Origin of the sequence: Kutzneria viridogrisea DSM 43870 (assembly GCF_000525635.1) — a bacterium.
Lineage (GTDB): Bacteria > Actinomycetota > Actinomycetes > Mycobacteriales > Pseudonocardiaceae > Kutzneria > Kutzneria viridogrisea.
On sequence record NZ_CP007155.1, the window covers coordinates 6,246,835 to 6,268,810 of the forward strand.

The 21,976-nt window shown below is 67.6% G+C and carries 21 protein-coding genes and 2 pseudogenes; 7 read left to right on the plus strand and 16 right to left on the minus strand.

Features of this window, described 5'->3' with window-relative positions:
- Window positions 1–47: 47 nt before the first annotated feature.
- Entirely contained in the window at window positions 48–704 is a 657-nt protein-coding gene (locus tag KALB_RS27670) for a hypothetical protein (RefSeq protein ID WP_182836222.1), read from the minus strand.
- 191 nt (window positions 705–895) lie between these two features.
- Here KALB_RS27670 and KALB_RS27675 point away from each other — a divergent pair, with 191 nt between their 5' ends.
- Window positions 896–1,444, plus strand: coding sequence for an AAA family ATPase (locus tag KALB_RS27675; protein ID WP_025358935.1), 549 nt, complete (start codon window positions 896–898; stop codon window positions 1,442–1,444).
- 213 nt (window positions 1,445–1,657) lie between these two features.
- Here KALB_RS27675 and KALB_RS27680 read toward each other — a convergent pair whose 3' ends face one another.
- Complete coding sequence (locus tag KALB_RS27680; RefSeq protein WP_025358936.1) at window positions 1,658–2,317, minus strand: TetR/AcrR family transcriptional regulator; 660 nt, start codon at window positions 2,315–2,317, stop codon at window positions 1,658–1,660.
- A gap of 84 nt (window positions 2,318–2,401) precedes the next feature.
- Between KALB_RS27680 and KALB_RS27685 the strand changes: the two genes are divergently transcribed.
- Window positions 2,402–3,373 carry a zinc-dependent alcohol dehydrogenase family protein gene (locus KALB_RS27685; RefSeq protein ID WP_025358937.1) on the plus strand — a complete coding sequence of 324 codons (972 nt, stop codon included), beginning with the start codon at window positions 2,402–2,404 and terminating at the stop codon, window positions 3,371–3,373.
- 210 nt (window positions 3,374–3,583) lie between these two features.
- On the opposite strand, the gene KALB_RS27695 is transcribed toward KALB_RS27685, so the two are convergent.
- Both KALB_RS27695 and KALB_RS27700 read right to left on the minus strand, forming a co-directional pair.
- Window positions 3,584–4,330, minus strand: coding sequence for an SDR family NAD(P)-dependent oxidoreductase (locus tag KALB_RS27695; RefSeq protein WP_025358938.1), 747 nt, complete (start codon window positions 4,328–4,330; stop codon window positions 3,584–3,586).
- Entirely contained in the window at window positions 4,327–4,644 is a 318-nt protein-coding gene (locus tag KALB_RS27700; RefSeq protein ID WP_025358939.1) for a hypothetical protein, read from the minus strand. The genes KALB_RS27695 and KALB_RS27700 overlap by 4 nt, the downstream gene beginning before the upstream one ends.
- A gap of 70 nt (window positions 4,645–4,714) precedes the next feature.
- Here KALB_RS27700 and KALB_RS27705 point away from each other — a divergent pair, with 70 nt between their 5' ends.
- The gene (locus tag KALB_RS27705) at window positions 4,715–5,581 is read left to right on the plus strand and encodes a LysR family transcriptional regulator (RefSeq protein WP_025358940.1); all 867 of its coding nucleotides are present in this window, start codon (window positions 4,715–4,717) and stop codon (window positions 5,579–5,581) included.
- A 5-nt stretch (window positions 5,582–5,586) separates the two neighbouring features.
- Here KALB_RS27705 and KALB_RS46970 read toward each other — a convergent pair.
- Window positions 5,587–5,730 (minus strand): annotated as a pseudogene (locus tag KALB_RS46970) (transposase); the annotation flags it as partial.
- A gap of 56 nt (window positions 5,731–5,786) precedes the next feature.
- Window positions 5,787–6,515, minus strand: a complete 729-nt coding sequence (locus KALB_RS27710) for a DUF6518 family protein (RefSeq protein WP_338033819.1) — start codon at window positions 6,513–6,515, stop codon at window positions 5,787–5,789.
- A 168-nt stretch (window positions 6,516–6,683) separates the two neighbouring features.
- On the opposite strand from KALB_RS27710, the pseudogene KALB_RS48740 reads away from it, so the two are divergent.
- Window positions 6,684–6,830, plus strand: a pseudogene (locus KALB_RS48740) (IS5/IS1182 family transposase); the annotation flags it as partial.
- Window positions 6,831–6,956: 126 nt separating this feature from the next.
- On the opposite strand, the gene KALB_RS27720 reads toward KALB_RS48740, so the two are convergent.
- Window positions 6,957–7,859, minus strand: a complete 903-nt coding sequence (locus KALB_RS27720; RefSeq protein ID WP_025358942.1) for an alpha/beta hydrolase — start codon at window positions 7,857–7,859, stop codon at window positions 6,957–6,959.
- Window positions 7,860–7,921: 62 nt separating this feature from the next.
- Between KALB_RS27720 and KALB_RS27725 the strand changes: the two genes are divergently transcribed.
- Window positions 7,922–8,383, plus strand: a complete 462-nt coding sequence (locus KALB_RS27725) for a MarR family winged helix-turn-helix transcriptional regulator (RefSeq protein WP_025358943.1) — start codon at window positions 7,922–7,924, stop codon at window positions 8,381–8,383.
- Window positions 8,384–9,205: 822 nt separating this feature from the next.
- Here KALB_RS27725 and KALB_RS27730 read toward each other — a convergent pair.
- The 3 genes from KALB_RS27730 to KALB_RS27740 form a co-directional block, all read right to left on the minus strand.
- A complete protein-coding gene (locus tag KALB_RS27730) occupies window positions 9,206–9,967 on the minus strand; it encodes a S1 family peptidase (RefSeq protein ID WP_025358944.1) in 762 nt (253 codons plus the stop codon).
- A 145-nt stretch (window positions 9,968–10,112) separates the two neighbouring features.
- Complete coding sequence (locus tag KALB_RS27735) at window positions 10,113–11,276, minus strand: sensor histidine kinase (protein ID WP_148309690.1); 1,164 nt, start codon at window positions 11,274–11,276, stop codon at window positions 10,113–10,115.
- 29 nt (window positions 11,277–11,305) lie between these two features.
- Entirely contained in the window at window positions 11,306–11,974 is a 669-nt protein-coding gene (locus KALB_RS27740) for a response regulator transcription factor (RefSeq protein WP_025358946.1), read from the minus strand.
- A gap of 158 nt (window positions 11,975–12,132) precedes the next feature.
- Here KALB_RS27740 and KALB_RS27745 point away from each other — a divergent pair, with 158 nt between their 5' ends.
- Complete coding sequence (locus KALB_RS27745; RefSeq protein ID WP_081789550.1) at window positions 12,133–13,848, plus strand: alpha/beta fold hydrolase; 1,716 nt, start codon at window positions 12,133–12,135, stop codon at window positions 13,846–13,848.
- A 148-nt stretch (window positions 13,849–13,996) separates the two neighbouring features.
- Here the strand turns inward: KALB_RS27745 and KALB_RS27750 are convergent, their stop codons facing one another.
- Both KALB_RS27750 and KALB_RS27755 read right to left on the minus strand, forming a co-directional pair.
- On the minus strand, window positions 13,997–14,761 hold the full coding sequence (locus KALB_RS27750; RefSeq protein WP_025358948.1) for an SDR family oxidoreductase: 765 nt from the start codon (window positions 14,759–14,761) through the stop codon (window positions 13,997–13,999).
- A gap of 86 nt (window positions 14,762–14,847) precedes the next feature.
- Window positions 14,848–16,362 carry a bifunctional 3-(3-hydroxy-phenyl)propionate/3-hydroxycinnamic acid hydroxylase gene (locus KALB_RS27755; protein ID WP_030110715.1) on the minus strand — a complete coding sequence of 505 codons (1,515 nt, stop codon included), beginning with the start codon at window positions 16,360–16,362 and terminating at the stop codon, window positions 14,848–14,850.
- A gap of 259 nt (window positions 16,363–16,621) precedes the next feature.
- Between KALB_RS27755 and KALB_RS27760 the strand changes: the two genes are divergently transcribed.
- The gene (locus tag KALB_RS27760) at window positions 16,622–17,548 is read left to right on the plus strand and encodes a LysR family transcriptional regulator (protein WP_025358950.1); all 927 of its coding nucleotides are present in this window, start codon (window positions 16,622–16,624) and stop codon (window positions 17,546–17,548) included.
- Between the two features lie 149 nt (window positions 17,549–17,697).
- On the opposite strand, the gene coaD is transcribed toward KALB_RS27760, so the two are convergent.
- The 4 genes from coaD to KALB_RS27780 form a co-directional block, all read right to left on the minus strand.
- Window positions 17,698–18,108, minus strand: coding sequence for a pantetheine-phosphate adenylyltransferase (coaD, locus tag KALB_RS27765; protein ID WP_025358951.1), 411 nt, complete (start codon window positions 18,106–18,108; stop codon window positions 17,698–17,700).
- 11 nt (window positions 18,109–18,119) lie between these two features.
- Complete coding sequence (locus KALB_RS27770; RefSeq protein ID WP_025358952.1) at window positions 18,120–18,488, minus strand: hypothetical protein; 369 nt, start codon at window positions 18,486–18,488, stop codon at window positions 18,120–18,122.
- 314 nt (window positions 18,489–18,802) lie between these two features.
- A complete protein-coding gene (gene fxsT / locus KALB_RS27775) occupies window positions 18,803–20,857 on the minus strand; it encodes an FxSxx-COOH system tetratricopeptide repeat protein (RefSeq protein ID WP_025358953.1) in 2,055 nt (684 codons plus the stop codon).
- A gap of 87 nt (window positions 20,858–20,944) precedes the next feature.
- Entirely contained in the window at window positions 20,945–21,853 is a 909-nt protein-coding gene (locus KALB_RS27780) for a helix-turn-helix domain-containing protein (protein WP_025358954.1), read from the minus strand.
- Window positions 21,854–21,976 lie beyond the last annotated feature (123 nt).

Consider the following 21,976-nt stretch of genomic DNA (forward strand, 5'->3'; position numbering starts at 1 on the left):
CAGGTGCGTGGTGGGCTACTCAGTAAGGGTTTACGCCTGTAGCACGCTCAGCGACACGGTGGCTGGTAACCGTCAATGGGCAGTCCGCGGAAGTCGAGCGTGTTCGGGGTCTTGCCGACGAAGACCAGGCCGCGCGCCTCACTCAGCGCCGAAGCGAACGAGTACGAGGGCTTGCCCAGTTCAGGCAGCCACGTCCACTTCTCTGGCGAGAAGCTGAAGAACCTCTGCACGAGCTTCCCACCGGTCGACGGCACCAGTGTGAGCCACTTGTCGCCGCCGCTCCAGTGCGAGGCCGGACGCAACTGGACGTAGAGATCGTCGGTCGCGCTGTAGGTCAGCCAGAAGCCAGAGGATGTGGAGAGATCAGCCTGCGCATCGAACTGATTGCCGAGCCACACGACGATCACATGCCACTCGGCGTTGAGAAATTTCACCTTGGCCGCGTACTTGTCGCCCTCGCGTACGAGCAGGCTGCCACTCGCCGGCACGGTGGTGCCCTCGCCAGAAGCAAGCCACTGCTGCAACCGGTCGATCGACGGGGTCGCACACTCATGGCTTCGATGGTGCGGCAGCGCACTGTTGTCAGCGCCGGACGCCGACGGGCCCGCATGAGCGGCCACTTCTGACCCGAAAAGCGAGAGCACCAACACGTAAGTGAACGCCGCGAACGTCTTGGCGAACGCGACCGTTGCATGACCGTACATCGGACCTCCGCGCATTCTAGGGAAAGTAGCACATCGACAGACTCAGCAGTGATCTTGGCGAGGTGCCGAACATTGACGGTTAAGGAAGTCCTGCGACACCACAAGCCAGCCACCTGGCGGATACTCATCGACGGCGCTGAACCTGATCCGAGTCGACAGCCTGCCGCTGGACTGGTTGCTAGAGTCGCGGAGTGCCGCGATTGATCCTGCTCAACGGTCCGCCAGGATGCGGCAAGTCGACGCTGGCTCAGCGGTATGTCGACGAGCATCCGCTGGCGCTGAACCTGGATGTCGATCGGGTTCGGAGCTTGATCGGCCGATGGCGCGACGATCCTCATGCCACTGGCCTGCTTGCTCGCGAGATCGCGCTGGCCGCGGCACGTGCCCACCTGCTGTCCGGCCACGATGTAGTGGTTCCGCAGTTCCTGGGCCGGATGCCATTCATCGAACAGCTCGAAGGTCTCGCACGCGAGGTGGACGCTACGTTCGATGAGATCGTGTTGCTGGACAGCAAGGAGAACATGTTGCGGCGCTTCGCTGAGCGCAGCCGTGCGGCAGCCGATCCGTTGCATGTCGAGGCCCAGGAGATGGTCGAGCGCGGTGGCGGATTTGAGGATTTGTCGGTGATGTACGACCGGTTGATGTCGGTAATCACCGCTCGGCCTCGCGCACGGATCGTCCACGTCGAGGAAGGCAAGGTAGACCTGACATACCAAGCCGTGCTGCACAACCTCGTGTGAGGCTGGCAACCACGAGGCGGAATGTCGAGCAGACAACCCGGCATCATCACAGTCTGTTGTACTTGGTGCTCTACCGGTTCACGTCGTGGATCGCACTACTCGCGGTGTCCACTGTGGAACGCTGGATCGGCTTCTGCCGCCGCGACTGTCTCGACAACCCAGCCGAACACCACGACGAACTGCCCCAGGGTGCACCAAGTTGGCTTGCTTCGATCACCCATCCGTTTCGCCTGTCGGGTTGCGTCGGTGTGTCGATACCCCAGGCACCAATCGTGGCGCTGGTGGCAGCGGCGAGGACGCGGGCGAGGTGTGGAACGCCTGGAGCGTGAGCGCGGCGAAGCGCCGGGAGGCCGCGACCCGGGCGGCCGGTGAGCTGGCGTGGATGCCGCTGTTGGCCATGAGCATGAGGATCAGGTCGTCCAGAACGAAGTCGGGGCGCAGGCGGCCGGCGTCCTTGGCGCGGCGGGCAAGTTCGGCGACCGAGGTCAGTGAGTACGCGCGGATCGCGGCGAAATCCATCGCGTGGGGGAAGGTCGACATGAAGGCCGCGGTGAAGCCTCGGTCGCGGGCGTGCAACTCACAGATCTTCTCGATCACCAGGCAGAAGCCGTGCCACGGATCCGGGTCGGCGAGCCCCTCGTCGACGATGGACTGGCACGCGCGCATCTGGTCCGTGAACGCCTCGGTGACCAGCATCTCCTTGGTCGGGTAACGCCGGTACAGGGTGGCAGGGCCGACCCCGGCGCGCCGGGCGATCTCCCGCATCGGCACGGTCAGACCTTCGGCGGCGAACACCGCGCGAGCCGCGTCGAGGATGCGTTCCCGGTTGTCCCGGGCATCGGAGCGCAGCGTGTGAGGCAAACGGTCGGTCACTACTCTCACTTTAGCTAAACGGACGGCAGCGTCCGTTACTGTCCGTCGGCGAGTCCCGATCGATCCCAGAACAGGGAGACGACAGTGAAGGCAGTTGCGGTCCAAGCGTTCGGAAGTCCCGAGGGCCTCGCGGTCATCGACCTTCCTGACCCGAGTCCCGCCGACGGGCAGGTGCTGATCACCACCGAGGCGATCGGTGTCGGCGGCGTCGACACCAAGATCCGGAGCGGTGCTCTGGCCGCCTACGGCTTCTCCGAAGGTCATGTCCTCGGCGGCGAGATCGCGGGCACCGTGGCCGCGGTCGGCGAGGGTGTCGACACATCATGGGTCGGTCAGCGCGTGTGGGCGTTCACCGGCGTGGGCGGCGGCTACGCCGAGCAAGCGATCGCCCCGGCCGCGACGCTCCTCCCCCTCCCGGCGACCATGTCGGCCGTCGACGCGGTAGCGCTCGGCAGCTCCGGAGCGGTGGCCCACTTCGGTCTTCGCCATGCCCACTTCGCTCCCGGCGAGTCGGTGCTGGTGCGCGGCGCGGCCGGTGGCATCGGGATCATGACGGTCCAGCTCGCGGCTCGCGGTGGTGCCAGTGCGGTGGCGGTCACGACCTCGTCGGCCGAGCGTGGCGACCGCCTGCGCAAGCTTGGTGCGACCCACGTGCTGGACCGCGCCGGCGATGGAGGTGAGGACGCTCCCGCGGGCTACGACGTCATCATCGACATCGTCGCCGGCGCGGACCTGCCTTCGTTCTTCGCCAAGCTCAACCCGAACGGTCGCATGGTGGCCGTCGGCGCGGTCGCGGGCGAGCCGCCGGCGAACTTCGCCATGGAGATGTTCGCGGCATTCCAGAAGTCGATGTCGTTCGCGACCTTCAGCGCCAACACCGTGCCCGCACCCGACCGGCACGCCGTGACCGCCGAACTGATCGCTGCCGCGAGTCGCGGCGAGCTGGACACGGTTGTGCACGAGGTGCTGCCGTTGGAGCAAGCTGTGCTGGCTCACCAGAAAATGGACGCGGGCGAGGTGTTCGGCAGAATCGTGCTCACGCCATCGGGAAGCTAAGTGGTTGAGCTGGGTGTCTGCTGTCCCTACAACGCGCCCGGATGCCCGGCGCCCCGGGCGCGGAGCCGGTCGTTGTAGGCCCGTGCGCCCGGGGACATGCTCAGTGCGGCGAACGCCTGGAAGCTCAAGGCCTCGACGAACCGGTCTTGATGCACGTGACGTGCCAGTACGGTCTGCTTCCTGCCATGTGCTCCTCGACCGCGACGACCTTCATGCCCGTCGCCCGCCGTCGACCGACAGCGCGATCCCGGTGATGTAGGAGGCGGCGTCCGAGCAGAGCCAGACCGCGGCCGCGGCGGCCTCCTCCGGCGTGGCCAGCCTGCCCAGTGGCGTGCTCGCCTCCTGCCGCGCGATCATCTCGGTGCCAGCCGCCACCTTCTCGAACCCGGGAGTACGGGTCGGGCCGGGGCAGACGGCGTTGACCCGGATGCCCTGCGGCGCGTAGTCGACCGCGGCGGTCTTGGTGAGCCCGACGATGCCGTGTTTGGCCGCCACGTAGGCGGGGGCGGTCGGGATCGCGTACAGGCCACCGTTGGAAGCGACGTTGACGATCGCGCCGCCGCCTGTGAGCAGGGGCAGTTCGTGTTTCATGCACAGGAAGGTGCCGGCCAGGTTGACGTGGACCACGCGCTCGAACTCGTCCAGGGGCATCTGGTCGAGCCGCCGGTGGTGGGAGGCCATACCGGCGTTGTTCACGGCGAAATCGAGGCGACCGTAGGTGGTGACCGTGCGCTCGACGGCGGCCCGCACGGAGCGTTCCTCGGCGATGTCGACGGTGACGGCCAGTGCTTCCCCGCCGTCTTTCCTGATCATCTCGGTGGTCTCGGCCGCCGCGGGTTCGTCGATGTCGAGCACGGCGACCGCGGCGCCCTGCCGGGCGAACTCGATGGCCGCCGCACGGCCGATCCCGCTGCCGGCGCCGGTGACCAGTCCCGCCTTCCGGGTGCCCTCGCTCATGCCAGGGGCTCGTGGTTCGCCCAGGCGACCTTGTACGGGTGCCGCGCCTGCCAGCGGTCGATGACCTCGTGCATGCCGGGCGCGGCGAACGCCTTCGCCAGCGTGTCGATGTCGGTCACGGCGACCCGCACGATCGCGGTCGCGATCAGCGCCGGGATGGCCTCCTCGCCGGGAATGGGCAGGTGGCGCCGGGTCACGACCGACTGCGCGAGACCGGAGTCGAGCATGACCCGTTCGATATCCGCGAGGTAGTGGTCAAGCTCGGTGTCCAGCAGGGGCTGCTCGAAGGAAACGATCATCGTGTGGTGGATCATGCCTCAATTCTTGGCCGCGTACGCCCTCGGCGTCCAAGACCGGTTCGATCTTCAGCGATAACCTGAAGGCATGGTTGAACTGGAGACACGCGAGCTCGAGTACTTCATGGCGGTCGCCGACGACCTGCATTTCGGCCGGGCGGCCGTCCGGCTCTCCATCGCCCAGCCCGCGCTGTCGAAGGCGATCCGACGGATCGAGACCCGGCTCGGCGTCCCGCTGTTCACCCGCTCAAGCCGGCACGTCGCGCTCACACCCGCCGGGCGGGCTTTGCAGGAACACGGACGCCACGCGCTCAACGCGGTCAGCGCCGCCGTCCGCAACGCCCGGCGCGCCGCCGACCCCCACACCCACCTGCGGCTCGTGCTCAAACCCGGCGGCGACGCGGGCCTGCTGTCACCGATCCTGGCCGAATACGCCCACCAGCCCGACGCCCGCCAGGTGGACATCCTGTTCAGCGGCCCCGCCGACCGCACCGACTTCCTGCGCGACGGCCGGGCCGACGTCGGCCTGCTCTACGCACCGTTCGACCCTCTCGACGGCCTGGCCCACGAGACACTGCACGCCGAGGACCGCGTGGTCATCGTCCCGGCCGGACACCGGCTGGCCGGGCGCACTTCGGTGCGACTGTCCGATCTGGAGGGTGAGACGCTGCCACGCTGGAAAGGCATCCCCGGGGGCGACGGCACCGGCCCCGAGGTCGCCGACGTGGTCCAGCTGCTCCACATGATCACGGTGAGCCGGATGGTCGGCGTGCTGCCCCGCTCGCTGGTCGAACCGGCCCCGGCCGGTCTGGTCTGCCTCCCGGTGACCGACGCACCGCCCAGCCGCCTCGTGCTCGCCTGGAACGAGCAGGACCGCCGACCACTGGTCACCTCGTTCGTGGCCGCCGCACTACGTCATCGCGACAGCGCCCTGACCGCGATGGTTCGGTCCTAGGTGTACCCGGCCTTGGTCCAGTTGGTGAACCGGCGAAGCGCGGTCGGGCCGGTGATCCCGAACGAGGGCGGCAGATCCCGCCAGGCACAGCCACTGGTCAGTGCCCACAACTCGTCAGGCACCAGACGCTGCGAGAGTTCGTCCCCCACGGCCCGTCATCATCGCAGCACCCCGTCAACACCCACGTGAGACGCGCTCTGTGGAGTTAGCGGAGCAAGTCCACCAACACCACAAGCCCGACCAGTCCCGCCGCGACGACCAAGCTCCTGAGCCAGTCCCGCAGCGAGCGACTGATGACCAGAGGCAGGAAAAGCCCAACAGCGATAAAGCACACGCCCTCTACCATCTTGGCTTCCACGTTGAGACCGGTCGCGACGGTACCCATGATTCCGCGTACCCCGTCAGCGATCCACGGCGCACTGGCAACACCCAGGCTCAACACCCGAATCAGGAGGCGACGATCGCGCAGACACGCACCGGCCGCGCCGCAGAGGGGACCAGCGAACACCGCCACCAGGGAGTAGATCACCAGGCTGGCGACGGATAGCGGATGACCGGCCAGCACGGATTTGGCCGAATAGTAGCTGGTCACCAATCCGATTTGTGTGACAAGCCCGGCCAGCGCGGCGAGCCGCCACTGGTTCCTCAGGTTGGCACCGACTCCGATAGTGATCATCGCCCACAGGGTGAGACTGTGAAATATGCCAACCCACACCGGAGAGTCGATCAGTCCCTCGGCGAGGAACGTGGCGACTCCACCTACCAAGCCGATTACACCCGCTGCGACGACAGCGAGCCACAAGCGCCTGGCGTGTGGCAGCTGCGACGGGGGCACACCCAGTTCACCAGGGCCGGTACCGGACCTCGCCCCCGACCGCGATCGAGCTGGCGAACCTGTCTCGTTAGATCCCGGTAGCTGGGCCATGCCGGCCATCCTAAGGTAACCAGCGATCGGCGCGATGTGAGCCCGCACGGCACGAGCCCAATCGTGTAGAGCTTGGTCAGGGTAGGTGAAGGGCCGACGCGTTCGGCACGAAGCACATTGCGCGCACACCTCAGATCTTGCGCAGGTGCTGTCATGATCGGGTCTCGCGGTTGACTCCTGGCGCCTGATGAATTGTGGGCGTTGGTCGAACCGTTGATCCCGGAGTTCACCGCGATCGTGTTCGTGCTGACCAGCGGCCGCGCCTGGCGACACCCACTGCCATCGTTCGACGTCACGGTACCCACCACGCATCGAAGGCATACGACCATGCCGACCTCCGAGTCTGGGTAAGCCGACGCGGTATCGGTGTGTGTCTCGATACGAACCTTCTGTGCCTTCCTCACCGCAGCACTGACCTGCCACAAGAAACACCCCACGTGAGACACGGTCTTAGCAGCGGGCCAGGTGTTGGTTGATGAAGAGGGCGGCCCGGTCGAGGGCCTGGTCGGCTTCGTCGAGGGTTCCGGTGAAGGCTTGGAACACGTGCGGGACGTCAGCGGTGATGTCGAGGATCACGTCGGTGTTCGCGTCACGGGCGCGTTCCGCGAACCGTACCGCGTCATCCAGGAGCACTTCGTTCGTGCCCACCTGGAGCAGGATGGGCGGGAACCCGGCCAGGTCCGCGTGCACAGCGGGGGCGAGCAGGGGCTGATCGGGATCCTGCCCAGCGAGGTACATGGCACCGGTGTGCCTCATGCTCTCCCGGGTGAAGAACGGATCGATTCCCTCCTTCGTCATCATCGTGGACCCGGATCGGGTGTGATCCAGGCCGGGCGAGAACGCCACGATCCCGGCGGGCATCGGCACTCCCGCTTCGCGGGCGGCCAGGCAGGCCGTCACGGTCAGACCGCCGCCTGCGGAATCACCGGCGAAGACGACCGAGGCCGGGTCGACCCCGGCGTCCAGCAGGCTCCGGTAGGCGGCAAGGCAGTCCTCGATCGCGGCCGGGAACGGGTGCTCGGGCGCGAGCCGGTAGTCCAGTGAGATCGCTCGTACACCGGTGCGCAGGACGAGGTTCGCCGTGAGCACCATCGCGGTCCGCGGCGATCCAAGGGCGAAGGACCCGCCGTGGAAGTACAGGATCGTTCCTGGCCGTGCGGTCGCCTCCGGTTCGACGAGGATCGCCGGCCGACCGGCGAGCGCGGTCGGGGTCTGCACCACCTCGTCCGGAACGGGGAAGGCGTTCATCATCGCGGCGAAGCCCAACCGCATCTGCTCTACCGGCATCGGCTCGAACCCCTGCGGCGCCCGCCGCAGCATCTCGTCCACAGCGCGGCGCTGTTCCCCGCTCATCCGACCTCCCAGATCTTCGGCGAAAAGTACATGCCGAGGCATGCACTGCTAGACTGTATGCCGTGGCATGCACTTCGGCAAACGAGCAGCTCTTCGACCACCTGGTGCGGTGCGAGACCCGGCTCTACAACGCTGTTGGGGAACGACTCAAAGCCGATCACGGCATCGTCGCCTCCCAGTTCGAGTTCCTGCGCTATCTGGGGCGCCACCCACGTTCCCGTGTCGCCGACATCGCCACGACCTTCGCCGTTGGCATCGGCGCGACCAGCAAGGGCATCGATCGTCTCGAAGCGCGCCGCTGGGTGCGGCGGGTGCCCAACCCCGAGGACCGACGCTCCTCGCTCATCGAACTGACGCCCGCAGGCCGGGACTTGGTCGCCGCGGCGGAGCAGACCTTTCGCGAGCAGCTCGAGACGCTGCTCGCCCCCGCGATCACCGATGACCAAGCCAGGACCCTCATGCCGGTGCTCGCGGCGCTTCGCCACGCGCTTGAACAGCGGAACATCGGGCTCCCCACGGGCTAGTGGCTCGCCTCGGGACCTTGACCGTGTCTCGCCGGCGACCACTCAGCCGCGCCCGCCGGCGCGGGCCGTGTCGTGAAAGTGCCGTTCGGGACATCCAGTGTCCTGAACGGCACTTTCACGACACCGCGGCCTCGGCCCGGACCGGATACCAGGTCAACGATGCGCGACGCGCCACTAGGCGAGAAGTCGAGGTTCTGGAGTGCAGCAATACCTCCCACACGACTTCTCACCGCGTGCCGCCGCGTCTCGTAGGCCGCGTTGGCGGGCATACGACCACGCCGACCTCCGTGCCTGGGTACGCCGACGCGGTATCGGTGTGCGAACGCAAGGCCAACCACTTCTGCGCCTTCCTCTGGCGAAGGTGCGCCGCCAGGGGCGCGGGTCGTTTCCCTCAGGGGCGACCCGGAACTCGGCTGCGGCGTCGAGCAGCGCTTTGAGCTTGGCCGCGGACCGTCGCGCGAACGGCGTGGGCACGAGGCCGAGATCTCCGGGCACGCCCCGGGCACGCTCGTGCTGATCCCCTGACCGCGGCACCGAGCGAACCCGCCCTGCGCCGCCAGCTTCGACGGCGAAACCATGTGCGCGCTGGCGAGGCTTTGAACGGTACTCACCGTCGCTGGCTGGCCGGCTCGGCGCGGGATCGCTGACGGGGCCGGCCACCTCGTGCGGCAGTTCGCGCCAGGTGATCCCGGTCCCCGAACACGATCCCGGCCAGCGCCGCGCGGTCGTCGGCGGGCAGTACGCGGGCGTGGCCATCAGACACTCCGCTCATTGTGAAACCAGTTGTGAGGAGCCGGTATCCCCGCAGGGCGCCGCGTGCGGTCACCCCTTGCGGAGGGTGCCCCTGATCCAGGTTAGTCCGCTGTGGACGGATGCGTAGACGCCGTTCTGATCGCGTACGCCACGGGAATCCACTCCGTGCACCGTCCAGGCCCTGTTCTTCTTGGTCAGCAGTGGGCCGCCGGAGTCGCCGGAGCGGCTGGTCTGCCGCCACTTGCCCTTTCCGGGCAGGGAGGCCATGCACAGTTCGTTCGGCGCCATCGGCTCACCACTGGCGCCGAGGCAGTGTTCGGGCTTGATGAGGCTGCTGTCGAGCTGTCGCAGCATGATCGGGCGTGCGGGCCAGGGGTCGCCCGGGTTCTCGGGAAGTTCGTGATCGCCCCAACCGATCGTCCGAACCGCATCACCGGGTTTCAGTTCTGTCCGGGGCAACGCCGCGGGAGTGCGTCGGGACGGAGCGTCAAGCTTGAGCAGCGCCAGGTCAGGCCCGTCTGCGGTGGAGTCCGGAGGTAGTTCGATTCGTGCCACACCGCGTACCTCACCACCTGTGGTGCGGTTGTTGGTTCCCAGCCGTACCCGGAACGTCTTTGGATCCCTGCGGTTCCCCATGGCGTCCACCACGCAGTGCCTCGCGGTGACGATCCACCGCCGATCGATGAGCGTGCCGCCGCAGAAGTGCTCACCGTCAGCGCGCTGCTGCAGAGACGCCATGAACGGATAGACCTCGGTGGCCTCCTCGCCTCCGCTGATGGCCGACGCGGGCACCGCGCTCGCGACCATCACCGCCGCCCCGATGCCTGCCACCAGCCATGCTCGACTCTTCACTGTAGAAATCATGAGGCGAGTCAAGCATGTCGGGCATTTCACGAGCGTTACGGCAAGAATCAGGTGCTGGCAATTGGGGCGGCGGCTGTCTCGGCGACCTGATCGCGCACCGACAAGACAGCTCTTACCGTTTGCCTGGAAGCCCGGTTTCCACAAGTAGCCGGTCGGCTGGAGTGACCAAAGTGGACGATGCGTCCGGGATTCGCACCTTGACGACGAGACCCCCACCGCGCCGTGGCCGAGCAGAGGCGGTGCCACCGCAGGCGAGGGCGATGGCGCGGACGATGGACAGCCCGAGCCCGGCTCCACTGGTTCGTCCGGTCCTCGTCGCGCCCCGGTAGAACGGCTCGAACAGGCGATCTACTTCGTCCTCAACGATCTCCGGGCCGGTATTGCTTATTGTCAGGTTTCCCTCCGCGTCGAGTTCCACGAACACCTCGCCGCAGGAAGCGTTGTACCGCAGGGCGTTGTCGACGAGGTTGCGCACCATCTGGGCTAGCAGCACTGGATCGCCGAACACCATGCATCGCGTAGGCGTGTCAATCCGCACGTGCGGCCCGTCAGCAGGCCGGGTGGCACCCAGTTCACCGGTGACGTCGTGCACCACGTCAACAAGGTCCACGGGGTCTTGCCGGTGTGCGCCCTGCTGCCCGCGGGCCAGGGTGAGCAGACCGTTGATCAACGCGATGCAGCGGTCGTTGTTGTGGAGCAACTCCTCGCGTACGCGCCTGACCCGGTCCGGGTCCGTTGTGGCGAGTCCTACTTGCAGTGTCGTGCGGGCTACGGCGAGCGGAGTGCGTAGCTCGTGCGATGCGTTGGCGATGAACCGCGCCTGTGCGTTGAACGCGTTCTCCAGTCGGGAGAGCAAGGCGTCGAAGGTATCGGCCAGTTGTTTGATCTCATCTTCTTGTCCCTGAAGGGCAAGCCGCTCGTGCAGGTTCGCCGTGGAGATGCGGCGCGCCTGGGAGGTCATCCGGTGGACCCGGTTGAGCACCCGCCCGGTGACCCACCAGGCCAGCAATCCAGCGAGCGCGGTCACCACGGTCAGCGCCACGATCCACTGCGTGAGCAGGCTCCCCAACGCCTCGTTCTGTTGTATGGCGATCGCGTCTGTCTCCGCCGCCCCATGCGGCGCGTTCTCGCCCGGCCCCGGCTCTCCTGCGGTCGGCAACATCAGGTCGACGGGTGCGCCTGTGGAGCCGATCTTCATGATGACGAGGCGGTTCTGGAAGTAGACCATCGTGACCACTATCGCGGCCACGATCAGGAACGCGGCGGTGTGCAACAAGGTGAGCCGCCACCGCAGCGTGCAACGGCTCAGCACTCGGGGCCATCCATCCGGTAGCCGACACCGGGGAGCGTGTCGATGACACCGGGCTCGCCGAGCTTGGCACGCAGCCGGCACATGGTCACCCGCACGGCGTTGGTGAAGGGGTCGGCGTGCTCGTCCCACACGACGCGCAACAGCTCCTCGGCGCTGACGATCCTCCCGTCCGCCGCCATGAGCCTGGACAGCACTCCGAATTCCTTGTTGGACAAAGCAATGGGCTTGCCCTCGCGGAAGACCTCGCGGTGGGACGAGTGGAGTGTGATGCCGTGCCGGCGGAGTACCGGTGGCACGGCCGGGTGGGATCGACGGCCGAGTGCGTGGAGCCTGGCGACGAGTTCGTCGAAGTCGAACGGTTTGCCGAGGTAGTCGTCGGCGCCGAGGCGCAGCCCGGCGATCCGGTCACCGACATCGGCCAGCGCGGTGAGCATCAGCACTCGGGTGTGTCCGCCGTGTTCGATGAGGTGTCGGCAGATCTCGTCGCCGTGTGTGCCGGGAAGGTCCCGGTCCAGCACCACGACGTCGTAGCAACGGGTGAGGAGCTTGTCCAGTGCGCTGGTGCCGTCGTGTGCGAGGTCGACCGACATCGACTGGTCCCGCAGACCTTCCGCGATGTATCCGGCGAGCCTCTCCTCATCCTCCGCGACCAGCACACGCATCGCCATCTCCGTTCACGGAATCCGACTCCGGCCCCGACGGTAACGCCACCGGTGTTTCACCGGCATAACGCCCGACCTTGGCCACGCGGCGGTGAAACGCCCGTGAAACACCGGGGTCCATACCGTCACCTCACTGGTTCTCGGTGGAAGGAGCGCGTATGGCGCGCAGAGCAAGGCGTGGGTCCCTCGCGGGGGTCGTACTCGTGGCCGGGGTGACCGCCGGGCTGGGATTCGGGGTGACGCCGGCCGGTGCCACCCCGAACGGGCTGGAGGAGTTCTACCGGCAGCGGGTCGACTGGCACCAGTGCCCGGAACCGCCACCGCCGGATCCCTCGGAACAACCCGACCCCGGCGACGGCATCATCGTCGATCCGTGGCAGGGCCAGTGGGGGCAGATGGAGTGCGCCACGGTGACCGTGCCGCTGAACTACCGCAAACCCAGCGACGGCAGGCTCAGCATCGAGGTCAGCCGGATCAAGGCAAGCGATCCGAGTCGCAGGAAAGGGGTTGTGCTGTTCAACCCCGGCGGCCCGGGCGGCGGCGGGCTGTCCATGCCCCTTGGGGCACGGAAATCGGCGCTCGCCACGCACTTCGACCTGATCGGCTTCGATCCCCGGGGCGTCGGCCGCTCCAGCAGGCTTCAGTGCGAACGGATCCCCGACAACCGGCCGCGCGACTCCCGGCCCAGCGACGACCAGCTCGCGGCGTTCACCGCCTACGCCCAAGCCCGGGAAGACGCCTGCCGACGCGCCGGTGGCGGCATCCGTCCCTTCATCAACACGGCCAACACCGCGCGGGACATGGACCTCATCCGAAGCGCCCTCGGCGAGAAGAAGATCAACTACCTGGGGTACTCCTACGGCACCTACCTGGGTGCGGTCTACGGCAGCCTGTTCCCCCAAGGGCTCAACCGCAGTGTGCTGGACTCCTCGATCCACCCTGACTGGCTGTGGCGAGACCAGGGAAAACAGCAGTCGGTGGGCAACCGGTTCAACGTCGAGCAGTGGGCCACCTGGGTCGCTGAACGCGACCACGTCTACCACTTGGGCACGACGCGGGACGGGGTGCTGGCCACCACGGAGGCCCTCGCCGCCAGGCTCGCCACCCACCCGGTCTCGCTGAACCGCGACCGGCCCGCCAACTGGCCCGCCTACTGGCCGCGGAAGTTCGACCGCACCGCCCTGGACATGTTCCTGGCACAGGGCACCCAGCCACGGCCGGTCTGGGACGTCACCGCCGAGGTGGTGGCGGAGGTCCGGCAGGCGGCCTCGAACGGCACTGCCCTGTCCGCGGATGTCAGTACCGCGGTCGGGATGCTGTACCGGCAGGGCATCCGCAAGGTCGACTCCGGCGTGTACGACGCGGTCACCTGCGAGGCGGACTGGCCCACCAACCTTGATACCTACTACGAGGACATGCGCCGGTACCGCGTCGAGTACCCGTACGTCGACGGCAACGGCAGCGGCGTCATCGGTGCCGCACCGACCAACTGCACGTTCCGGTCCTTCACCCCGCCCGAGAAGCTGGTGCCGTTGAAACGGGACGGCTACCCCACCGGAGTCGTGATCCAGGGCGACGGTGACCCTGCCACTCAGTACGACGGCGGGCCCGCGATGGCCGCGGCACTGGGCAACCAGCTGATCTCCGTCCGCGACAGCGGCCAGCATGGTCACTACGGCTCCAACGCATGCGTCACCGACAAGATCGACAACTACCTGATCAACGGAGTGCTCCCGCCGTCCCGCTCGGAGTGCGCCAGTGACCCGCGGCCCCCGGTCCCGGCCGACGGAGCCCGCACACCGAACCTGCGCGCACAGAACACCAAGCAATCACGCGTCCACGACGCCGTCGAACACCGCTCCATCTGGCGGTGACCGGCACCGGCATCGCGTCCATCGAAGGCTGCGTCCGGCTCACCCCGTCGGGGTGGGCCGGACAGCTGCACGCGGCTTTCGGTTCGGGCGCAAGGGTGCTCAGTCTCGGGCCGGTCGACGCCTGGTTGGCGCGGCTCGTTGAATGTTGCTAGAGGTTGACGCCGCCGGTGACGTCGAGCTTGGTACCGGTGATCCAGCGCGCGTCGTCGGAGGCCAGGAAGGCGACCGCGTCGGCGATGTCCGGGACCTGACCGATCCGGCCGAGGGCGGTCAGGCTGATGTTGCGCTCCACGTTCGCCGGGTCGGCCAACACCTGGGCGGTCATGTCGGTGTGGGTGTAACCGACGACGACCGAATTGACGGTGATGCCACGGGGACCGAGGTACTTGGCCAGGCTGTGGCTGAACACGTCGAGCGCGCCCTTGGTCATCGGATAAGCGATGCCATGGGCTGAGGCGATACGCGTGGAGACCGACGAGATGTTGATGATCCGGCCACCGTCGCGCAGCCGTGGCAGCAGCCGCTGGGTCAGGAAGAACGGTGCTTTGACGTTGACCGCGACCATCTGGTCGAACTCCTCCGGGGTGAGCACCTCGATCGGTCGCCCCATGATGTTGAGCCCCGCGTTGTGAACCAGGATGTCGATCGTCGACTCCCCGTGTGCGCGCAGTCCGGCCTCCAGCCCGGCCATGAGCGTGTCCACGTCGCTGGGAACGCCCAGTTCGGCCCCAACGATGAACGCGCGGCCACCGGCCTCGGCGATGGTCGCGGCGGTCTCCTTGGCCGCCGCCTCGTTGCTGCCGTAGTGCACGGCGACCAGAGCGCCGTCCCTGGCCAGGCGTTCGGCGATACCTCGCCCGATCCCCCGGCTGCCGCCGGTGACCAGTGCGACCTTGCCATCGAGGTTCCCCATGCTCACTCCTTGATCATGCTCTGCAGAGTTCGTTCCAGCCCATGGAGTTGGGTGCGGCGAAGGTCTGCTCAGGTCTTCTCTTCCCGTTACGGCGCGAGGATCGTCAACAGCTGGCTCGCTACTTCGCCCGCATCTGGCCCCGCCGCGTAGACGTAGTTGTCGGGACGCACGGCAGCAGCGGTGGCACCGAGGTCGGACAGCCAACGCCGGTGAGTGCCGTCCGGGTCGGCCACGACAGCTCCTGCGGCGGAGGGGCCGAAGCCGACGACCGTGACGCCCGCATCCTTGAGCGAGGCGAGCTCCAAACTGGGAAGGGCCTGCTCGGCGACCAGCAGGCGGAAACCTCCGCCGACGAGGTCGTCCAGCAGTCCTGTCCTTCGGCCGTCGCTCACTCGCCCCTGGACTGACAGTCGGCCTCCGCCGGACCCGAACAGACCGGGGCCGAGGTCTGGCAGGCGAATCCGTTCCGGCGCCCGGAGTGCGGCTTGGCGCGCCAACAGTGTCTTGTCGCGCTCTCGGGCGAGCGCGGGGTCGCGCAAGGTGTGCTGGCGACCGAGTTCCATGCTCGTGGTCATCACGCCACGCACGTGCGGTTCCCGCTCGCTCTGGTAGGTGTCGAGCACATCGCTGTCCTGGATTCCCCTCAGTACGAGATCCATCTTGAAGGCGATGTTGAGTGCGTCCCGTATCCCCGAGCACAGTCCTTGGCCCAGAAAGGGCGGCATCTGGTGTGCGGCGTCCCCCGCGAGCAGGACCCGGCCGTCCCGCCACCGCCTCGCGACCAGTGACTGGAAGGTGTAGGCGGCGACACGGACGATGTCCGCGTCATCGCGGGAAAGGTAGCGGTGCACGCGAGACCACACAGTGTCCACCGCACGTTCCCGCTCGAAGTCATCGCCATCCTCGAGCATGAAGCAGAACCGCTGGCGCCGAGCACCGGTGGTGATGATGGTGGTCGGTCCATCAGGATCGCCGATCTGCAACGCCGAGGGCAGTCCCAGTTCGGCCGCGGGGCGCCGGAGCGCGAAGTCACAGACCAGCCAGGGCTCGGAGAAACCGAGGTCTTCCTGCACAACGCCGAGGGCGTCCCGAACGAAGCTGTTACCGCCGTCGCAACCGACCACGTAGCGCGCCGAGAGGGTTGCACCGTCCGCCGTGCTCAGGGTGACCTGGTCGCGGTCCTGGACCAGGCTGGTGACCGTCGTACCGAAAGAGATGTCGACGTTCGGCAGTGACGCGCACAGCGAGTACAGCGCCTTCTCCAGGTCTGGCTGGTGGAACATGCAGAGCTCGGCCCAACCGCTGGCGCCGACCTCCCGGCACACCTGCCGGATGAGGAGCTCACCTGCCCCGTTGCGCCACTCGTATGCGTTCTGTACGTGCAGGGTGGGCTTCAGCTCGTCGGCGAGTCCGAGCCCTTGCAGCGCGCGCATGATCTCGCCGTCGAAACTGGTGGCGCGGGGAAGGCCGTACAGACTGGGATAGCGCTCGAGCACCACGACCGAGTGCCCGGCCTTGCCCAGCAGGGTCGCGAGCGTCAGACCGACCGGCCCGCACCCGACCACGGCAACGTCGACAAGAGGCGTGGTCTGCTTCTCCATGTACCTGTCGGTCATCTTTACCGCCTCTCCCTCGTGTATGGACGGGTTGTGACAACGCGACCGGGTTGTCGCCCACACCAGGACGCCGATCACCAATCGATGGCCGCCAGTACCGGCACTGCCGGGCTCGCGGTGGCCAGTAGGCACCGGGCCGTCGGTTCGTTGATCACGACTTCAGTGTCGAACGCACCTGACATGATGTCCAATGCATACTTTGCACAGATAGTTTGCGTGAGACGCAAACCTGAAGGGGCGGTCCGTGGCCGAACAGTTGGATCTCAACCTGTTGCGTGTGTTTGACGCGTTGATGGACACCGGTAGCGTGTCCGCGGCTGCGACACGTCTTCATCTGTCCATCCCGGCCACCAGCAGGGCGCTGGGCCGTCTGAGACGAGCGATGAACGACCAGATCCTGGTGCGCGCCGGCCGAGGCCTCGTGCCAACCCCGTTCGCCCAGCGGTCGGCCGCCAGGGTCAAGGCGCTGCTGGATGCCGCGGCCGAACTCCGGGTGGATCCTGCCGGGAGCGACCCACGTTCGTGGCGGCGCACCTTCGCCATCCGTGTCAACGACGGACTCAGCCCTGTTCTCGCGCCCCGCCTCACCCATCGAATCGCCGTCGAGGCACCTGAGGTCCGACTGCGGTTCGTCGCCCAGGACACCAAGGAACCTGACCAGCTACGCGACGGCTCGCTCGATCTCGACGTCGGCGTCGCCGACCCACCTCCCCCAGACCTGCGCACACAAACACTGTTCTCCGACCACTTCGTCGCAGTGGTGGCGGCGCATTCCGACCTGGGCAGGGCTTCCCGACTGACGGTGGACGACCTGTGCGCTTATCCACACATCTCCGCGTCCCGCCGAGGACTCGCGCGCGGGCCGCTGGACGAGGCACTGCAACGACTGGGCCGCTCTCGCCGCGTCGTGGCTGTCGTCCCCTCCTTCGCCGTGGCGGCCTTGATCGCCCTGGAGGGGGACGTCATCTGCCTTGGACCCCGCGTCGTGGCAGAGCATCTCGTTGAACGACAGGTCCCCCTGCGGTGGCACAAGGTGCCCCTGGAACTGCCCTTGGCCAAGGTCGAAATGCGCTGGCACCGCCGACTCGATGACGATCCCGCGTCCCAATGGCTCCGCCACCACATGGTGGAAGCCGTCCAACCCCTGGTCACCACGCTGAACCGCACGTGAAGCGGCTACCGGTTGGCCGGTACCCGGCCGCGCTCAGGCTGAGACGGTCTGCGAGACGGCCCTCTTCGCGGCATGTGAGTGCGTTCGGGGGACGCCCTCCGGTCCCGAAGGGCGTCGCAACTCGCGTCGAGCTGATCTTCGACCGGGCGCTACCGCTGGGTCGTCGCCGAGATGAGGGTTGAGGAGATGTACGCGTGCGCGGGATCGGCCGGGACGAAGAGCGTTTCGATGCCGCTCAGGTGACGGTTCGTCTGAGCCATCGGCAACTCGTGCTCCAGGTCGTCCAGGGTGCGCAGGCCTCGCACGATCACGCCGATACCCGCCCCGCGGCAGTAGTCGACCAGTAGCCGGCCGGCACTGGAGTCCACCGTGACATTGGCCAGGTCGCTGGTCATGTCGGCCAGCAGGGCCAGTCGTTCGGCGAGGGGGAGCCGGCCGGTCTTCTTCGGGTTGGTCAGGACGCACATGACGACTTCGTCGAACATGCTCGCGGCCCGGCGCGCCACGTCGAGGTGTCCCTGCGTGGCCGGGTCGAAGGAGCCGGGGAATACGGCGCGCATGGCTTGCCATGCTAACGATCGGCGGTGGCCGCGCGGGCGGCCGGTGACAGGAGTCTCTCCCAGGAACGGAACAGCTCCGTCAGGGCGGCCGCGTACCGGATGCGGAGCTCGGTCGAGTGCGTCATGACATCCAGTTCGTTGGCGGCCGTGAGCTCCGCGAGGTCACAGGTCATGGACTCGGTGAGCGGCACGCGCTCGCCGGTGAACCGGTCGGCGAGCAGCGGCTCCTTGCCCGCCAGGGTCGGGCAGGTCGCCGCGCGGGCGCAGGCTTCGTACGGGTAGGCGATCCGCTCCGCGTCCGGGCGGATCGCCGCGGTGAGCGTGTCCTGCTGTACGAAACCACCCTCGCCCACTGTGAGCGGGTGCTGGGCCACGAACATCCCACCACGAAAATCGTCCGCTCGAACTTGGCATCCTTGAACGACTAGCTCCGCGCTCACTACCCAAGCCTGCACGCGAAGTCGCAAGAGCGCCGTCAACGTCCGGTCATCGGTGCGCAGCACGACCGTGCCGCGCACGGCCTCGGTGACATCGCGGCTGGCCCGCCGGTGCCTATGACACGTTTGGTGCCGTGAGCCACCCAGTCGGAAGGCGGTATCTCGGCCCGGCGTCGGACCACGGCGGGGATGGCGGTATTCGCCCACAGCCGCACGGTGCTGCCACGGGCGATTACCTCCGAGATTCGGTTTCCGAGTCAGCCGGTATCGCCGTGGCCTTGGCGGCTGTCGCGGTTCAGGAAACGGTTGACCAGAGCGAATGCCTCATCGGTCTTGGGATGGGTCCTGCCCAGTTGGGTGTGCAGGATCTGCGCGCCCCGGCGCGCGAGGTCGACCGCGGTCGGATCGTTCAACTCGTGGAGGGCTTGGGCCTTGAGCAGCAGGGCGTACCCGATGTACAGGTGGTCCGGTGCGTAACTGGCCTCGCGGATCCGCAGCGCTCGCGAGATCAGCGGCACGGCCGTGGCATGGTCGCCGAGGTCAAGATGGACACCTGCCAGTGCTACCAGGTCGAAGCTCACGTACGGGTCGTCCGGCCCGTACGCCGCCTGGTCGATCTGCAACGCACGTTCGGCCAGCGGCAGCGCCGCCCCATGGTCGCCGAGAAGGCGCAGTATCCGCGCCAACGTGGCCAGGTCCGTCGCGATGGCTGGACTGTCCGCCGGCAGGCAGGACTCGTGCAAGCACAGCGCGCGTTCCGCCAGCGGGCGCGCCTTCTCCGGCGCGTCGAGTTCCCGGTGGATCTGCGCCAGGGTGATCAGGTCGAAGCCGACCTCGGCATCCCGGCCCGCCAGCGACTCGTCGATCGCGAGGGCACGTTCACACAGGGGCAGTGCCACCGCGCGATCCCCGATCTGAAGCAGGAACGCCGACGCCAGCCGCAGCAGCACCGCTGTCTCCGCGGCGCACTCGGCCGGTGGATCGTCCTTTGTCACCGCCAGTACGTGCGCGAGCAGCTCCTGCCACCGCGGTCGCGCATCCGGGTCACCATGGATGTCGTGCGGCACGGCCGCCAGCAGCGCATGGCACAGCCGGACCCGAGCGTCGGTGTGCACCTCGTGCGGCATCGCGGCCCGGATGGCGGCCTGAACCAGCCGATGCAGCACCAGGGAGGAGTCCGCGCGCCTGGCCAGACCCAGACCAGCCAGAGCGCCGACCGTCATGTCCCACGCCAGCGGGTCGGCCGCGGCTTCGATCAGCGTGTCCGGGCTGCTGGTGAACAGCTCCAGCGGGATCGGCTCCGGCGCCAGCAGGGCACACAGCTCCAGCAGCCGCACCGCTTGCGGCTGCTCGGTCTCCAGCCTGCGCACACTGAGCTGCCACAAGGTCGCGACCACCACCGCCGGCCGGTCGGCCAGCTCGCCCCGCGCGATCATGTCCTCCAGCCGCGACCTCAGCAGAGCCAGGTACTCCTGGGGTGCCGTGTGGTTGTAGTCCATGTACCCGGCCGCCTGCTCCAACGCCAGCGGCAGGTCCCCCAGTTGCTCGGCGATCCGGTCGGCCACCACTGTGGTCATGCCGGGCACCCGCCGGATCAGCAGCTCCACCGACTCCTGCCTGGTGAACACGTCCAGGTCGATGACGCCGGCCTTGCTCGACCAGCCGCTCACCCTGGTCGTGACGATGACGTGGCCGTTGCGCACCAGGTCACCCGAGGGCAGCGCGTGCGCGAGCGTGCCTGGTCTCTCCCCGTTGTCGAAGATGATCAGCCAGGGCCTGCGGTCCAGCAATGTGCCGTACACCCAGGGGATGACCTGCTCGGCGCTCACCTCCGTCAGTCCCAGCTCCCTGGCCAGCGAGGCGAACTGCGAGGCCACCAGGTCAGGGTGTTCGGCGTCCACGAACGCGACGAACCGGTACTTCGACCGGTAACGGTAGGCGTACTCGACCGCGAGCTGCGTCTTGCCGACACCGCCCAGCCCGTGCACGACCTGCATCGCGATGTCGTTCACCGAGGTGAGGCGCTGCCGCAACTCCCGCAACGTGGCGTCGCGGCCGGTGAAGTTGGTGTTGCGCGGCGGCAGCCGGTACGTCGCGGGCGCGGGCCGGCCCCGCGCACGGTCCCGCCGCGGCGCCTGCCACAGCCCGATCAACGCCAGCGGTATCAGGAGAAGGAGCACCACCCACGGGTGGGTGCGCACCAGGTCGAGCGGCCCCGGCCAGCGGCTCTGCTCCGACGCGGCGTTGAAGGCGAGACTACCGATGAACAGCACGAGCAGACCGGCCACCGCGCTGGCCAGCCTTCGCCACATGGCTCCCTCTTCGGTATGACAGCGACCGCGACGATCAACAGCCAGCGTGATCCTAGCCTGGGAGCCGCTCCGCCCGAGGGGAATCGATCAGCTCCCCAGTCGAGCTGTCGGGTCGACGGTCCACGTGGATTCCACGTCCTGCTCCTGGCGGATCGTGGCGGACCAACTGGCGAGCAGTCGCAGACCTTCCTCGGCGGCAGTCCCCGGTGGCGCGCTGTAGACGACCACGTTCAGTCCGCTTTCGTCCGGCAGGCTCAGGGTCTCCTGATCGAGTTCGATGTCGCCGATGAGCGGATGATTGAGGCGTTTCGTGGTGTCACGGAAGACATACACGTCGTGTGATCCCCACATTGCGCGGAAGGCGTCGCTGCGGGTGGACAGGTCACCGATCAGGTTCGCCAGGTCCCGGTCGTGGGGCCTCCTCCCGGCTTCGACGCGCAGCGCACCCACGGCGAAGCGGGCCATGCGCTCCCAGTCGGTGTAGAACCGCCTGGCGGCGGGGTGAAAGAAAGCAAAGCGGGCGACGTTGGCCCCGCAGGCCGGGTCCGCATACATCTCCGAGTACAGGGCCAGCCCCAGCGGGTTGGCGGCCAGCGTGTCGAGGCGGCTGTTCATCACGAACGCCGGCAGCTCCGGCATCCCCTCCACGATCCGTGCCAGGCTTGGCCGCACCGTCGGCCGCACCACCCGCTGCCGGGCCCGTGCCTCGGACGGCGGCCCCGCGGCGCGGGCGAGGTCGTACAGGTACATGCGCTCAGTGTCGTCGAGCCGCAAAGCGTGGGCGAGGGCGTCCAGCACACCGTCGGAGACACCACTGAGGTTGCCGCGCTCCATGCGCGTGTAGTACTCGACGCTGATCCCGGCTGACGCCGCGACCTCACCCCTGCGAAGTCCTGGTACCCGCCGCTGACCGAACGCCGGCAAACCCACCTGCTCGGGGGCGATCCTGTCGCGCCGGGAGCGGAGGAATGCGCTGATCGCGGCCCGGTTGTCCATGGGCACAGGATAGGCAGGCCGCGCGATGGTTGAGGGGCACTGCCCGTACCCCTCACAGCAAAGACTCCCTCGTCACGACCGTTTCCCCTTCCGTGTGGGGTGCACTCGTAGTACATGGATCAG